This window comes from Verrucomicrobiia bacterium (assembly GCA_019634635.1).
In the GTDB taxonomy this organism is placed as follows: Bacteria; Verrucomicrobiota; Verrucomicrobiia; order Limisphaerales; family UBA9464; genus UBA9464.
In genome coordinates, this window is sequence record JAHCBB010000033.1 from 1 (window position 1) to 14,007 (window position 14,007).

Genomic DNA, 14,007 nt, shown 5'->3' on the forward strand with positions numbered 1-14,007 from the left:
GGCGCGGGCGGCCAGCGCCCCGATACAAAGCGCGGTCACCAACGGCAATGGGGTATGCATGGGAGATTTGCGATGCGTGGATGCCATGAAACTACTGGACCCTGGAGCGTTCGTCGGCCACTGGCAATGGACTAATTGGGGCAACGCTTCAGCAAGTCTCGCTTTGGTCATCGTCTACGGAGGCGCGTTGGCAGTCGTCCCGCCTTCAGGCGGCTACCGAGTCATTGATCGCTGTCCTGTCCGTAGGATCGTACCGGTGGATGCGCCCGTTCTGTCGCTCCCCGGTCACCCAATTAAAGGGACAGGTGCAGCGTTTGTAATTATCTTTCACGTTCGCGTAGTTGCCAGCCCTGCCCGGTTCGCGTACCAACCGGCTTCGGTTTTGTGATGTTTTTATTGGAATAAAAGTGACGAACCCCAGAACCAAGCCCTCGTTGACGCTGGCGCAGATGGACGAGTTGAAGGCCCAGGCCGCCAGCGCCGCCGAGTATTACGGATAAGAATCTGCTTTCAGGCTTCGCGGAAGATGCGACCTCTCTGGAACACCCGAAGTCTGTGGACGTTGGCCGTGCTCGCCTTGGTCCTGGGCGTGGCGGTCGGGATTCTGTTCCGACGAGTTTCCCGGAACCGGGCTGCCAGGGCTGCGGTCCATCAGTGGATCGGGACAATGGATTGGTGGGATCGGAATGGAACTGTAGCCGAGAACGACCGCCGGAAGCTGGAGGCGCTGCGCGGCCTGGGTAGTACCGCGGTGGATGTGCTCCGGCAGGACCTCCAGTTCGACCCAACCTGGATACGGCTGCTGCAACGGTTCCCCGTCTTGCAGCGGTTCGTCGGAGGACCAGGACCCTCGGATGAACCCAACGAAATCCGCCATCGGGCCATCTTCCACCTTGGACGACTCGGACCGGCTGCCCTGACGGCAGTTCCCGACGTGGCAAGGCTGGCTTCAGACCCCGACGGACGGATCCGGTCCGAAGTCGCCTTCACCCTGGGTCTGCTGAGGTCCCCCTCTCCGCTGGCGCGGAACACCCTGGAGGCGTTACGGACAGACGCCGACCGAGATGCCCGATTCGCGGCCATGCTCGCCTTGTGGAACTTGGATCGGACGAACTCGACCCTACTGCAACAGATCGCGGCCCTGATCACGACAAACAACCTGTCCTGGCCAAGCATCTGTCTCGGATACCTGGGTCCGGACGCAGCCCCGTTCGCACCCACCTTGCGGCAGGCGATGCTACAGTCCGAGTGGTCAATGGCCCGGGCGCAGGCGCTTCGTGCGCTCTGGTTGGTCGAACGTAACCAGGCATCGGTGCTCTCCCAACTGGCTGCACTGGAGGCTGAGTTGACCCGAAGCCACGGAGCGACGCACACGAGCCGTGGATTTTCCCCGGCGGAAAGCAGCGTTGCCCACCTCACCGAATACCTCATGGATGAGCGTGAGTTCCGGAGTCGGGTCAGGCCGATGCTCCGCCAGATCCGGGACAATCCAGAAAGCAGAGCGCAGCGGTTTGCCACCATCTACTTGCAGAAGTTTGATGAACTCGACCGTCGCGGCTCCGGACCCGCCGCCGGCGATCCTGATCCCGGTAAGCTTCCACCCCGGACATCGCCTTGACCTCGCGGACACTCCACCCGCCCATGAGGGGCGGGACACGGCCACCGATCAGCGCGCAGATAAAATAAAGTAAAATATAGTGACAGGTTCAAAGATTGACACACTGGGGGTCACCAAGTAGAGATGCTCCATGCGCATGGCACGGATGAAGGTGAAGGCGGAGGAGGGGCGGGTGGGGGTGTACCACTGCATCTCCCGCGTCGTTGGCGGTCAGCGACTGCTCGACGATCTGTGCAAGGAGAAGCTCGCCGAAATCCTCCTCAAACTCGCCCGGTTCTGCGGGATCGAGATCATCACCTACTGCATGATGGGCAACCACTTCCACCTGCTCCTGCGCGTCCCGGCAGCGCGGGATATCCCGGATGCCGAACTGCTCCAACGCCTGGAGGGGTTCTACGGCAAGAGAGGGATCCTGACCGTCCTGGCCCGGGAGGGATTGGAGAAGCGTGGGGCAGTGGATCCGGATCTTCGCCAGTCGCTGCTGGAACGAATGGGCGATGTGTCCGCGTTCATGAAGGAGTTCAAACAGCGCTTCAGCCGCTGGTACAATCGCCAGACCGGCCGCTTCGGCACGCTATGGGCCGAACGTTTCAAGAGCGTCCTGATCGAGGACAACCCGGGAACGGTCCGCATGGTGGCCGCGTACATTGATCTGAATCCGGTGCGGGCCGGCATCGTGCAGGATCCCAAGGACTACCGGTTCTGCGGCTACGCCGCGGCGCTGACGGGCAACCGCATGCTGCGCAAGGGATTGATGAGCGGTCTGACGCCCGGGGACTGGGGGGTGGCGGCGGCGGAATACCGGCAGAGTCTGTTCGTGACGGCGGGGAGCCCGGGGCGGAGCGACAAGGTGGCGCTGGATCGGGAGACGATCCTGGAGGAGTTGCGACGCGGCGGGGCGTTGAGCGTGCCGCAGGTGCTGCGCTTGCGGGTGCGGCACCTGACCGACGGGGTGGTGCTGGGATCCAAGGCGTTCGTGAACGAGGTGTTCGTCCAGCATCGGGAACGGTTTGGCGCCAACCGCAAGGACGGGGCGCGTCGGATCCGGGGTGTCCCTCTACCCGGGATCAGCGTGCTGAGGGATCTGCAGGTGCGAACGGTCGGGTAGGGGTAGCGGCTCCCATGGAGAAGCAGAAGTTGAAATGACTGATTTGAAGTTTGCGTTGCAGGGTCGCCCACTCTTGGGATCCTGTGCTCTGGAGGCATAGGGTGAGTTGGACGAAGCGAGAACAATGGGGTCGCATCTGAATGTTTGACGTCGTACGGTGATGCTGACGGGTTTTGCCCATCGCCGGGATGTTTCGGGTTGTTGTGGCGAAGGGGCGTTATCCTGTGAAGGCGCATGGGAAGTGAGGGGGAGCGCAGTCCTGAGAAGGGATGAACGGCGTCGTCGCCCGGGGCTTGTGTCGGAGCGTTGGTGTCCCTTCGGCAAGCGTGCGGGATCGGGTCTCGCGGGGTCAGGCAGACCGAGGAGCGATGACAGCACTTACGACGTTCTGCTCGACGGACCTGCGGCTCCTGCAAATCAAGGTCGAATGCTGGTCCGGAGAGGCGTGCGCCTGGCCCCAGCTTGCTGGATGAAGTTCTTCCTCCTCCTGGTGACGGCCCTCGTCCTTGTCGGGGCTGCTGCTCAGTCGCCCGGCATCACTCTGCGTCGCGACGGGCACTGGCTGCTGATCGAACGTCCGGACCTCCCCGGCGGCACCATCCGCATCAACTACCTCGAAGCCTATTGCCGCCCCGGGGCGCACGACGCCGACTGGGTGCGTCACACCGTCATCCCACATACCAACGACCTGGTGGAACTCGCCCCGGACCGCCGTCGCCTCCTTCTGCGCGACCGGCTTGCGGATGGCGTGGTCGTCGAGCACGTCATCACCGCCGCCGCAGACGAGGTGGACTTCCGGCTCACGGCGAGGAACCCGGCGCAGACGGTCTCCGAGGCGCATTGGGCGCAGCCGTGCGTGCGGTTGGGCGAATTCACCGGTTTTGGGGCAGCGTTCCGCGGCGGCGAGGAGGATTACCTGCCCAGGTGCTTTCTCTTCCTCGACGGGCGGCTCTCCCGCCTGCCCTTGCAGCCGTGGGCCAAACAGGCCCGCTACACACCCGGCCAGGTCTGGCGCGGGCCGAGGGTGCCCGCAGACGACGTCAATCCGCGTCCGCTCAGCCCGCTCCTGCCCAGCCACGGATTGATCGGGTGCTTCAACGCGGACGAATCGCTGATCTTCGCCACCGCCTGGGAGCCGTGGCACGAGCTGTTCCAAGGTGTGGCGCGCTGCCTGCACAGCGACTTCCGCCTTGGCGGGCTTCTACCGGGCGAAACGAAGGAGGTGCGCGGAAAGATCTACCTCGTGGCACCCGACGCGACGGCGCTGCTCCGCCGGTATGAGGCAGATTTTCCCGGGCGGGTGGGCCACTGACCGGCATCACCCAGCCGTTGCCGTGTGTCACTGGACGACCCGCAAGAAGGCGACGTCCGGGAGGGATGCCGCCGGCAACGTGAGGGTCGCCGGTGACACATCGGGAACGACCGACTGGAGCGGGCTCCAGGCAGACTCCGGCGTTGCGGACTGCTCAAGCTCCAGGGCGATCCCCACCCGGCAGGTGACCACCAGTTGGAGTGCTCCGGCGGGATCCAGGGTGATCGAGGTGATCACCGGCGCTGCGGAGCCTCCAGACGTGGTCCTCAGGGGCAGTCGGGTGGTGGCGAGTGTCGCCGCAAGCCGGTGGGGGAGCGCGCTGTCGTCTTCGAAATCCCGGCGCGCCAGGATGAGCTCAACCTCGTAATCCCGCCCGGGCTGGAGCAAGCCTGCCGGAATCAGCGCGGAGGTCGCTGGCGTGTCGAATTGCTCCAGTTCGAACACCAGGTCGCCTGTGTTCAGATCCCAAATTTCCAGGGACACCCCGCCATCCTCCGGGGCAGGCGGCGACCATTGGATTGGGAATACAGCGCCGGGGTCCACCTGCTGTGCTGCATCGAAGTTGGTGACGCGCGCCGGCGTCAGCAGGGACTGCTCGGCTACGGGAACCTGGAATATCTGGTCCCCTGTGATCAGGCTTCCAAAGGTGAAGCGGTAGGTTCCGGCACGATAGGCGTTCTCCAGCCCGTCGGCCGACTGAAAGCCCTCCTCTTGAGTGAAGCCGCCATAGAATTCGACGAATTGAAGGGTGCGCAAAGGGCCGGAAGGTGGCTGCAACGTGACGCCACGGACAAACAAGAGGTTGTCGGGGTCGCTGAGAAAGTCGTCCGTCATCTCCATGTTGGCGAAGGCAGTATATGGCAGGACCCCGTCCTCCGGCGGCTCCGGGGCGACGTTGTCCACCGTGCTCTGGACGTAGTTGGCGGTTCGAAACAGGGTGACCGCACTCACATCCTGGGCTTGCATCGCTCCCAGGAGGGTGAGCGACACCGCCAGGAGGAGACCGGCGCTGGGCGAATCGTTTTTCATGCAGCTCGACAAACGCCACCGGAATTCGGGAGTGGGGTCAAGGATCCTCCCCGCCTGCCCAGGATCCCTCCGGGCGGCACCCGGTGGAATGTACGCAATCGCCGGCCCCTATTGCCATGTCTGTCAGAATTTCTGCGTCCTTTTCGCGGATCGTCCGTCAGTACGGGTGAACGAAGATGAATACGAACCTCATGAAAGACCCCCATGCGCTGCGCGCGGAAGTGCGCAGAACCTACGGCCGGATTGCGGGCATTGAGCCCGCTGGCTGCTGCGCCCCGGACCGTCCGGCGGCGACCGACGCCCACGCGCTGGGTTACAGCACCGAAGATGTGACGGCACTGCCCGCTGGTGCGGACCTCGGACTCGGCTGCGGCAATCCCCAGGCCATCGCCTCGCTCAAGCCGGGAGAGGCGGTGCTCGATCTGGGCAGCGGCGCGGGTTTCGACTGCTTCCTCGCCGCCCGCCGGGTCGGGCCCACGGGGCGGGTGATCGGCGTGGACATGACGCCCGAAATGCTCGCCAAGGCCAGAGCGAATGCAACCACGGCATCCGCCACCAACGTTGAATTTCGCCTGGGCGAGATTGAGCATCTGCCCGTGGCGGATGATTCCATTGACGTCATCCTGTCCAACTGCGTGATCAACCTCTCGCCGGACAAGGGCCGCGTCTTCCGCGAGGCGTTCCGCGTGCTCAGACCCGGCGGCCGGCTCGCCATCGCCGACGTCGTCCGCACGGCCGAACTCCCGCCAGAGGTGGCCGACGACCTCGCCGCGCACTGCGGTTGTGTGGCCGGGGCCGCACGTGTGGATGAGATTGAAGCGTGGTTGCGCGACACCGGTTTTGCTGACATCCGCATCCAGCCCAAGGACGCCAGTCGCGAATTCATTCGCCACTGGGTGCCCGGCCGCGATGTGGCAAACTTTGTCGTTTCGGCAACGATCGAAGCCGTAAAGCCCACCGGACGCTGCTGTGAGCCGGAATGCTGCCGTGAATGACGATGCCGGAGCCGACCGGTGGGAGCGTCAAGGCCACATCTCTTCTCGCCGCACCATGAGCACGACCTCCACTGTGGAAGAACTCTGGGCGGACTTCGCCGGCAGGATGCGAAACTTCATCCGCAGCCGGGTGCGCCATCACGCGGACTCGGAGGACATCCTGCAGGAAGTCTTCCTGAAGATTCACCGCAACCTCCCGTCGCTGCGCGCGGACCAGAAGATGGAGGCATGGGTCTGGCGGATCGTGCGTCACGCCATTGCCGACCATTTCCGCGATCAACGGACGGGCGATCCCCTGCTCCACGACGTGGAACCCGCCACGGAACGGTCCGCGGATTTGCCCGACCTGGCCTGCTGCCTCCGCGAGTTTGTTGATCAACTGACGCCGGCGCATCGCGACGCCCTGCGACTCACCGATTGGGAGGGGTTGACCCAGGCCGATCTGGCCAGGCATCTCGGCCTCTCGATCTCCGGCACCAAATCGCGCATCCAACGGGCGCGAGCCGCGTTGAAGTCCCGGCTCGACGCCTGTTGCCGTTTCGAGCTGGACCGGCGCGGCACCCTCATCGAGGCGACTCCGCGGGAACCGGCCTGTGAAGACGAGTGCGGTGATTGATTCCCGATCCGGCACCGCCCACGGGTGTGCCGAAAAGGGTCCCACCATTGGACCTGTCATGGACGGACGCGCCGGCGCCACCACCTCCGGCGACCTGGTGCAAAGCCGGTGCGGCGCAGGGGCAACGCGTGGCTCAACGGTTCGCCCAGATGGGGACTGTTCGCCATACCCCCGGAGCGGCGATGGCTTCAGACCGGTTTCTTGACGCATTCACGCGCAATCCCCACGGTTCAACGCCGGACGCGGGCGGGTGCCGGATCCCGGGGCCCGTTTTCCCGCGTTCCTTGTTGTCCCGCGCATGAGCACACCGCAGACCCCGTTCGACACCCGGAAGACTTTTGACCTCGGAAACGGTCGGAAGGGCTGGTTTCACTCGCTGCCCGCCCTCGAGCAGGCCGGCCTCGGCCCGATTTCGCGTCTGCCGGTGTCCATCCGGCTGGTCCTGGAATCCGTGCTCCGCAATTGCGACGGCCTGAAGGTGCAGGAATCCAATGTGCGCGAGCTCGCCGCCTGGAAGCCCAACGAACCCAGGACCGCCGAGATTCCCTTCGTCGTGGCCCGGATTGTCCTGCAGGACTTCACCGGAGTGCCCCTGCTGGTGGACCTCGCCGCCATGCGCGCGGCCGTGGCCGCGCTCGGCCGGGATCCCAAGATCGTCGAACCGCTGGTGCCGGTGGATCTGGTGGTGGATCACTCCGTCCAGGTGGATTTCGCGGGCACCCCGGACGCCATGGCCCGCAATCTCGACCTGGAATTCTCGCGGAACCGCGAGCGATATCAGTTCCTGAAGTGGGGCATGCAGGCCTTTGACACCTTCAAGGTCGTGCCTCCGGGCATCGGCATCGTCCACCAGGTCAACCTCGAGTACCTGGCCCAGGGGGTCCTCGTGTCGCCCGACGGCACGTATTATCCCGACACCCTTGTCGGCACCGACTCGCACACCACGATGATCAACGGCCTGGGCATCGTCGGCTGGGGCGTTGGCGGGATTGAGGCGGAGGCGGGCATGCTGGGGCAGCCGGTTTACTTTCTGACCCCCGATGTCGTGGGCGTGCACCTCACCGGCACGCTGCGGGAAGGGGTCACCGCCACGGATCTGGCACTCACCGTCACCCAGCTGCTCCGCAGGACGAAGGTGGTCGGCAAGTTCGTGGAGTTCTTCGGTTCGGGCGCCACGGCCCTGCCGGTGGTGGACCGGGCAACCATCGCCAACATGGCCCCGGAATACGGGGCGACCCTGGGCTTGTTCCCGGTGGACGCCGAATGCGTGAACTACCTGCGGGCCACTGGGCGCTCCGAGGCGCACTGCGCGCTGTACGAAAATTATTACCGGGCCCAGGGCCTGTGGGGCATCCCCGAGGCCGGCGAGGTGGACTATTCGCAGGTGGTCGAACTCGATCTCTCCTCGGTGAAGCCCAGCGTGGCGGGCCCGAAACGTCCCCAGGACCGCATCGAACTGCCTGACCTGCGCCGGGAGTTCTTCCAGGCAATCCAGCGTCCGGTGGGCGAGGGCGGCTTCGGGAAAACCCGTCAGGCCTTCGGACAGCGGGTCGCGGTGCAGACGGCGGCCAATAAGAAGGCGACGCTCGGAACGGGTTCGGTGGTCATCGCCGCCATCACCAGTTGCACCAACACCAGCAACCCCAGCGTGATGCTGGCCGCCGGTCTGCTGGCGAAGAAGGCGGTGGAAAAGGGCCTGAAGGTGAACCCGGCGGTCAAGGCGTCGCTCGCCCCCGGGTCGCGCGTGGTCACGGAGTACCTGCGCAAGACCGGCCTGACCCCGTACCTCAACAAATTGCGCTTCAACACGGTCGGCTACGGCTGCACCACCTGCATCGGCAATTCCGGCCCGCTCGATCCGGCCATTGAGGATGCCGTGCTCCGGCACGACCTGGTCACCGCGTCGGTGCTGTCCGGCAACCGGAACTTCGAGGCGCGCGTGCACCAGAATGTGAAGTCCAACTTCCTCATGTCACCGCCCCTGGTGGTCGCATTTGCGCTCGCCGGACGGGTGGACATTGACCTGAGCTGCGAGCCGCTCGGGACCGGGAAGGACGGCCAGCCGGTGTATCTCGCCGACCTCTGGCCGTCGCTTCAGGAGGTGCGGGACGCCATGCAGGCCGCCCTCACTCCGGCGGTCTTCCGCAGGCTCTACCGGAACTTTGCCGCCCAGAATCCGAAATGGAACGAGATCCCGTCCAGCACCGGCAACGTCTACGCTTGGGATCCGCAATCCACCTACATCCAGGAACCCCCATTCTTCACCGCGTTCTCCCGGGAGCCGGGGGGCATTCGCTCGATCACCGGTGCCCGCGCCCTGGGTCTCTTTGGGGACAGTGTCACGACCGACCACATCTCGCCTGCGGGCGCGATCAAGAAGACCTCGCCCGCCGGCCGTTATCTGGAGCAACACGGGGTGGATTTCGCCGACTTCAACAGTTACGGGAGCCGCCGCGGCAACGACCGGGTGATGACCCGTGGCACTTTTGCCAATGTGCGCATCAAGAACCTGATGCTGGGTGGTGAGGAAGGTGGAAACACCCTCGGGCCGGACGGCTCGAAGATGTCCATTTACGATGCCTCCATTGCCTACCAGCAGCAGGCGGTGCCCCTGGTGGTGCTTGCCGGGCACGAATACGGAACCGGCTCGAGCCGTGACTGGGCGGCCAAGGGCACGAGCCTGCTGGGTGTGAAGGCGGTGATCGCCCAAAGTTTCGAGCGCATCCACCGATCCAACCTCGTCGGCATGGGCGTGCTCCCCCTGCAGTTCCACGAAGGGACCAGCGTGCAGACCCTCCGCCTCGACGGCACCGAGACCTACGACATCGCAGGGCTCGACGCCGCACTGCGCCCGCAACAGGACCTCACGCTGCGCATTACCCGTCGCGACGGCACCGTCGAGCCGGTGCCGGTGCGGTGCCGCATTGATACCCCCATTGAAATTGATTACTACCGCCACGGGGGGATCCTGCCCTACGTCCTCCGGCAACTCCTCGCCGGGGCGTAAGAGGCGGGGCTCCCATCCCCGCTCCCTCCTGTTCCCGGGAGCGGCTCACGGCGGGGCTCCGCCGGGCAGCCTTCGGAGCAGGTCCGGGCCGTTTTTGATGAACTCCGGGAGCACGCCCATCAACGAGCCGCCCGCGATGACCCCGGACGCCACGGGAACGGTGAGCTCCCTGGCGAGGAGCGCACGCCGGCGCTCCACCCACCAGCCGACCACGGCGCCGAGGAAGAACAGCCGGCTCCGTTGGCCGAGGACTGCATGCAATGGTTTTCCAGGTTGGTCATGGGCTTCGATGGGGGAGTCCTCATGACGCTGTCCGGGGAAAGGTCACCGATGAGAACTGCGGCCGCCAGCTCCAAACCCGGAACCAAGAGGCCCGCAGGGGTCCGACAGTGCTTTGAGGAGGGTGGGTGGGGGCCATCGGAGGCGTCCGTTCGATCCCGGAATGCTCCGGGTGGGAAGGAAGTTCCGGACGACAGGCCGCTGGATTCCCTCCGAAAGGGTTGAGGAGATCCCCGGACACGCCTACCCCGCCACGTACACGTTCTTCAGTTCGGTGTAACCCTCCATGGCGAACATTCCGAGATCGCGGCCAAGACCGCTCGACTTGAACCCGCCAAACGGTGCCTCCACATGCACGCTGCTATGGGAGTTGATGCTGAGGACCCCGCTCTGCACCGCCCGGCTGACCCGCAGCGCCCGCCGCAGGTCGTTGGTCCAGATGGAACCGCTCAGTCCGTAGGGCGACGCATTGACCTCGCGAAGCATCGCCGCCTCATCGTCGAAGGGGGAAATGGCCACCACCGGGCCGAAGATCTCCTCGCGCCAGCAACGGTCCGCATACCCGACATCCAGCAGCACGGTGGGCTCGAGGTAGTAGCCGCGCGGATGCGGCCGCCCGCCGCCGAAGGCAAACCGGCTGCCCCGCGACCGCGCGTCGTCCAGGAACGACTCCACGCTCTGGCGTTGGGATGCGGACACCATCGGACCCATCTGGGTTTCCGGACGGGTGGGATCGCCCACCACCAGGCGCCCGGTCGCCGCCACGAACTCCTCGACGAAACGGTCAAACACGGGCCGCTCGACAAACATGCGGCTGCGGGCGCAGCAGTCCTGTCCGGTATTGGCAAACACGCTCAGCGGCGACGATTTGGCCGCCAGTTCCCAATCGGCGTCAGCGAATACAATGTTCGGCGACTTGCCCCCCAGTTCCAGCGACACACGCTTCAGATCCCGGGATGCCAGCTCCATGATCCGGCGTCCGATCCCGGTGGAACCGGTGAAGGACACCTTGCGCACGAGGGGATGGGTGACCAGGGCGTCGCCCACAGTGGCTCCTGAACCCGGCACGACCTGGAGCACGCCCGCCGGAACTCCGGCGGCATGGGCGATTTCACCGAGGGCCAAGGCGGTGAGCGGGGAGAGCGACGCCGGCTTGAGGACAACACAGTTGCCCGCGGCCAGGGCGGGCGCCGCCTTCCAACAGGCGATGGGAAACGGGAAGTTCCACGGCACGATCGCCGCCACCACGCCCATGGGTTCGCGACGGGTGAAATCGAACCCGCCGCGCGCCACCGGCAGGGTCTGCCCCCCGAACTTGCCCACAGCGCCGGCGTAGTACTCGAACACCCGGGCCCCAAGTGCGATCTCGTCCCGCGCGTCGCTGATCGGCTTGCCGATGGCCAGCATCTCGAACGACGCCAAGTGTTCCGCGTGGTCGCGAATCCGTCGCGCCACCTGGAATAAAATCTCCGCCCGGCGCCCCGGGGCCAGATCCCGCCACCCGTCCTCCCAGGCGCCATGCGCGGACGCCACCGCAGCGGACGCATCAGCAGCCGAAGCCGCCGCCACATCGGCAAACGGCTCCTCGGTCGCTGGGTTGACCAGGACCGTGCGTTCACCCGAGGTTGCGTCCCGGTGGGTCCCGTCCACATACAACTGCCTGGGAAGTTCCATGGCGGGATTCAGGCGAAGTCGTACACCGTCACCCTTTTCCAGAGCCGGCTGTACTCAGTCACGAACTTCACGTGTTCCGGATGCACCTGGTAGTCGTCCTGTGCCTGCTTGTCAGGGAAGATGAGGTTCAGCGCCACCTGGTAGGTCTGGTCCACCACCGGGCGATGGCTCCCCACCATCCGGCCCATATGGAAATGCAGCACTCCGGGAATGGGCTTCAGGTACTTCTCACCGCCTGCGACCAATTCATCAGCGGCCTTGGGATTTGCGGGGTCTGTCCAGAATACAACAACGTGCGAAAACATGGCGACGTCAGGCTAAAGAGCCGCCCCGGGGGCGATACAAGCCTGCACTTGATCCAATCGATTCCGAGTGGCTGACGCTCAGCCGCTCCGATTCCAGGAGGATTTCGTCCCGGGAGGATTCCGACGGAGCCAACACGCCACCCGCTGCCGCTGCATCCAGTTCAGCACCCGGACGGTGCAGGCATGGGGAGGATGCCCTATTTCTTGCTCACCGCGGCCTTCACACTCCAGCCATGGTGCTCCAGCGCCTCGCGGGCCGCCTCGGGACCGACGCCGGTCAGTTCTTGAACCATCCGGCAGGCCCGGTCCCGCAGCTTCGCGTTGGATGGGTGGAGATCCACCATCAGGTTCCCCATCACCTTGCCCATCCGCACCATCGCGAGGGTGGTGACGAGGTTCAGGATGAGTTTGGTGACGGTGCCCGCCTTGAGCCGGGTGGACCCGGTAAGCACCTCGGGACCGGTGTCCACCGCCACCACGAGATCCGGCTTCCAGCCGCCCCGAAAATCCAGGTGCGGATTGCAGCACACCAGCGCCGTTCCTGCACCGAGCAAGCGAGCACGGGCCAGGGCGCCCCAGACAAACGGCGTTCGCCCGCTGGCGGCGATTCCGATCACGCAATCGGACCGGGTGACCCCGCGAGACACCACCGCCAGTGCCCCGGCCGGGCCATCATCCTCGGCACCCTCGACGGCGCAGTACAGAGCCCGTTCACCGCCGGCAATGATGCCTTGGACCTGGTCCGGAAGCGTCCGGAATGTGGGCGGGCACTCACTCGCATCGAGCACCCCGAGGCGGCCGCTGGTTCCAGCGCCCACATAAAACAGCCGCCCGCCGCAGCGGAAGGTCCGCACCACCTTGCGAACGAGCCGCTCCAGGGTCGCGCGATGCGTGGAAAGCGCGGCCACACCCCGGCGTTCCTCGGCGAGCATCAGGGCGACCGCTTCCCCAAGGGACATCCGGTCCAAGGCCCCCGATCTCGGATTTCGGCGTTCCGTGGGGGACTGGGCACGCGTCCCCGGGATCCAGTCCACCGGAGCCTTTGGCGATCCGGAGCCGGACCGCGGTTGGGTCCTGGGGGCCGGGGGGGCGGGGGGAATCGAGGCGCCGGCCTGCCTGGCCATGACGACGGCGCCCCAGACGGATTCCCGGGGCAGCGGCTGCACCACCGATCCCGGGCGTGCCTTCCGAATCCGCACGCCGATCCGGCGGGCAAAGTCCTTTTGGTTCAACAGCACGCTCCCGGCGAGGACGAACTGAACCGGGCGCCCGGCAGGCGACAGGTGGTGGGCGCAGGCCAGCGCGTCCCCGGCCAGGATGGCCTCCACCTCGATCAGCAGGCGTCGTGCACCCGGGTCTCCCTCTCCGGCTGCGAGAAACACCTCGGGAGCCAGGGCCGCCACGGACGTTTTGTCCGCGGTCTGCATCCATGCAATGAGCTCGTTGGGCTCATTGAGCATCAGGGCACGCAAGGCCCGCCGCCCAAACGGACTCCAGATCCCTGAATGATCGAGGGAATGGGCGGCCTCGCGCAGGGCGCGGTAGGCGATGTCGTACGCGCTGCCGCGATCGCCGAGGTGATGTCCCCAGCCACCCACCTTGGCCGTGACGCCCCGGCGGTTGCGTCCGAAACAGCACGAACCGGTGCCGCTCAGGAGGATCACCCGCGCGTCAAAGGGTTCCGACCGTCCCGCCGGTGGCTCGGCGGCAGCGAGGGCCGATTCCAGATCGTGGTCCACGCGGCGGGGGACTCCCGGCCAGACCCGATCCAGAACCGCCTCCACGCGCTGGCAGTCGGCCCGGTCGCGAACCCCCGCCATGCCGACGCCGATGCCCGAGGGCGGTGGCAGCTTTTCAGACAACGAGCGGAAATGCGCCTCGAGGCGCGCGTCGTCCAGCAGGCGGAGGTTTGCGGGGCCGGACGTCGCCCGGACGTCGCGCCCGCCTGCGTCGTCCACGGCCAGCGCCACCGTGCGCGTGCCGCCACACTCGACGCCGATCCACCAGTGCCCCGCCTCCATGGACGAGACGATGGGGTGGAGACAAACCGCGAGCCAAGCGCGC

Annotated in this window: 11 protein-coding genes; 6 read left to right on the forward strand and 5 right to left on the reverse strand. The window is 65.8% G+C overall.

From position 1 onward, the window contains the following. The first annotated feature begins 526 nt into the window (after positions 1-526). The 3 genes from KF791_17120 (at position 527) to KF791_17130 (ending at position 4,038) form a co-directional block, all read left to right on the forward strand. Positions 527-1,618 (forward strand): HEAT repeat domain-containing protein, encoded by a 1,092-nt coding sequence (locus KF791_17120; GenBank protein MBX3734300.1) that lies wholly within the window; start codon positions 527-529, stop codon positions 1,616-1,618. A gap of 136 nt (positions 1,619-1,754) precedes the next feature. After that, entirely contained in the window at positions 1,755-2,726 is a 972-nt protein-coding gene (locus tag KF791_17125) for a transposase (GenBank protein MBX3734301.1), read from the forward strand. A 469-nt stretch (positions 2,727-3,195) separates the two neighbouring features. Further along, complete coding sequence (locus KF791_17130) at positions 3,196-4,038, forward strand: hypothetical protein (protein MBX3734302.1); 843 nt, start codon at positions 3,196-3,198, stop codon at positions 4,036-4,038. Between the two features lie 27 nt (positions 4,039-4,065). Here the strand turns inward: KF791_17130 and KF791_17135 are convergent, their stop codons facing one another. Further along, positions 4,066-5,067, reverse strand: coding sequence for a hypothetical protein (locus tag KF791_17135; GenBank protein ID MBX3734303.1), 1,002 nt, complete (start codon positions 5,065-5,067; stop codon positions 4,066-4,068). A gap of 191 nt (positions 5,068-5,258) precedes the next feature. Between KF791_17135 and KF791_17140 the strand changes: the two genes are divergently transcribed. The 3 genes from KF791_17140 (at position 5,259) to acnA (ending at position 9,685) form a co-directional block, all read left to right on the forward strand. Further along, positions 5,259-6,062: an arsenite methyltransferase gene (locus KF791_17140; GenBank protein MBX3734304.1), complete on the forward strand. Its 804-nt coding sequence runs from the start codon at positions 5,259-5,261 to the stop codon at positions 6,060-6,062. 55 nt (positions 6,063-6,117) lie between these two features. After that, positions 6,118-6,678: a sigma-70 family RNA polymerase sigma factor gene (locus KF791_17145; GenBank protein MBX3734305.1), complete on the forward strand. Its 561-nt coding sequence runs from the start codon at positions 6,118-6,120 to the stop codon at positions 6,676-6,678. Between the two features lie 298 nt (positions 6,679-6,976). Then, positions 6,977-9,685: an aconitate hydratase AcnA gene (acnA, locus tag KF791_17150; GenBank protein MBX3734306.1), complete on the forward strand. Its 2,709-nt coding sequence runs from the start codon at positions 6,977-6,979 to the stop codon at positions 9,683-9,685. Between the two features lie 45 nt (positions 9,686-9,730). Here acnA and KF791_17155 read toward each other — a convergent pair whose 3' ends face one another. From KF791_17155 to KF791_17170, 4 genes are all read right to left on the reverse strand, one after another. Then, a complete protein-coding gene (locus tag KF791_17155) occupies positions 9,731-9,946 on the reverse strand; it encodes a hypothetical protein (GenBank protein ID MBX3734307.1) in 216 nt (71 codons plus the stop codon). Between the two features lie 261 nt (positions 9,947-10,207). Beyond that, positions 10,208-11,638 (reverse strand): aldehyde dehydrogenase, encoded by a 1,431-nt coding sequence (locus tag KF791_17160; protein ID MBX3734308.1) that lies wholly within the window; start codon positions 11,636-11,638, stop codon positions 10,208-10,210. Positions 11,639-11,646: 8 nt separating this feature from the next. Further along, on the reverse strand, positions 11,647-11,943 hold the full coding sequence (locus KF791_17165; protein ID MBX3734309.1) for a Dabb family protein: 297 nt from the start codon (positions 11,941-11,943) through the stop codon (positions 11,647-11,649). 197 nt (positions 11,944-12,140) lie between these two features. Further along, the gene (locus KF791_17170; protein MBX3734310.1) at positions 12,141-13,964 is read right to left on the reverse strand and encodes an N-acetylmuramic acid 6-phosphate etherase; all 1,824 of its coding nucleotides are present in this window, start codon (positions 13,962-13,964) and stop codon (positions 12,141-12,143) included. Positions 13,965-14,007: the final 43 nt, after the last annotated feature.

Excerpts from the sequence above, each read along its gene's own strand:
- KF791_17120 (MBX3734300.1), top strand. The coding sequence starts at position 527 with ATGCGACCTCTCTGGAACACCCGAAGTCTGTGGACGTTGGCCGTGCTC.
- KF791_17125 (MBX3734301.1), top strand. The coding sequence starts at position 1,755 with ATGGCACGGATGAAGGTGAAGGCGGAGGAGGGGCGGGTGGGGGTGTAC.
- KF791_17130 (MBX3734302.1), top strand. The coding sequence starts at position 3,196 with ATGAAGTTCTTCCTCCTCCTGGTGACGGCCCTCGTCCTTGTCGGGGCT.
- KF791_17135 (MBX3734303.1), bottom strand. The coding sequence starts at position 5,067 with ATGAAAAACGATTCGCCCAGCGCCGGTCTCCTCCTGGCGGTGTCGCTC.
- KF791_17140 (MBX3734304.1), top strand. The coding sequence starts at position 5,259 with ATGAAAGACCCCCATGCGCTGCGCGCGGAAGTGCGCAGAACCTACGGC.
- KF791_17145 (MBX3734305.1), top strand. The coding sequence starts at position 6,118 with ATGAGCACGACCTCCACTGTGGAAGAACTCTGGGCGGACTTCGCCGGC.
- acnA (MBX3734306.1), top strand. The coding sequence starts at position 6,977 with ATGAGCACACCGCAGACCCCGTTCGACACCCGGAAGACTTTTGACCTC.
- KF791_17160 (MBX3734308.1), bottom strand. The coding sequence starts at position 11,638 with ATGGAACTTCCCAGGCAGTTGTATGTGGACGGGACCCACCGGGACGCA.
- KF791_17165 (MBX3734309.1), bottom strand. The coding sequence starts at position 11,943 with ATGTTTTCGCACGTTGTTGTATTCTGGACAGACCCCGCAAATCCCAAG.
- KF791_17170 (MBX3734310.1), bottom strand. The coding sequence starts at position 13,964 with ATGGAGGCGGGGCACTGGTGGATCGGCGTCGAGTGTGGCGGCACGCGC.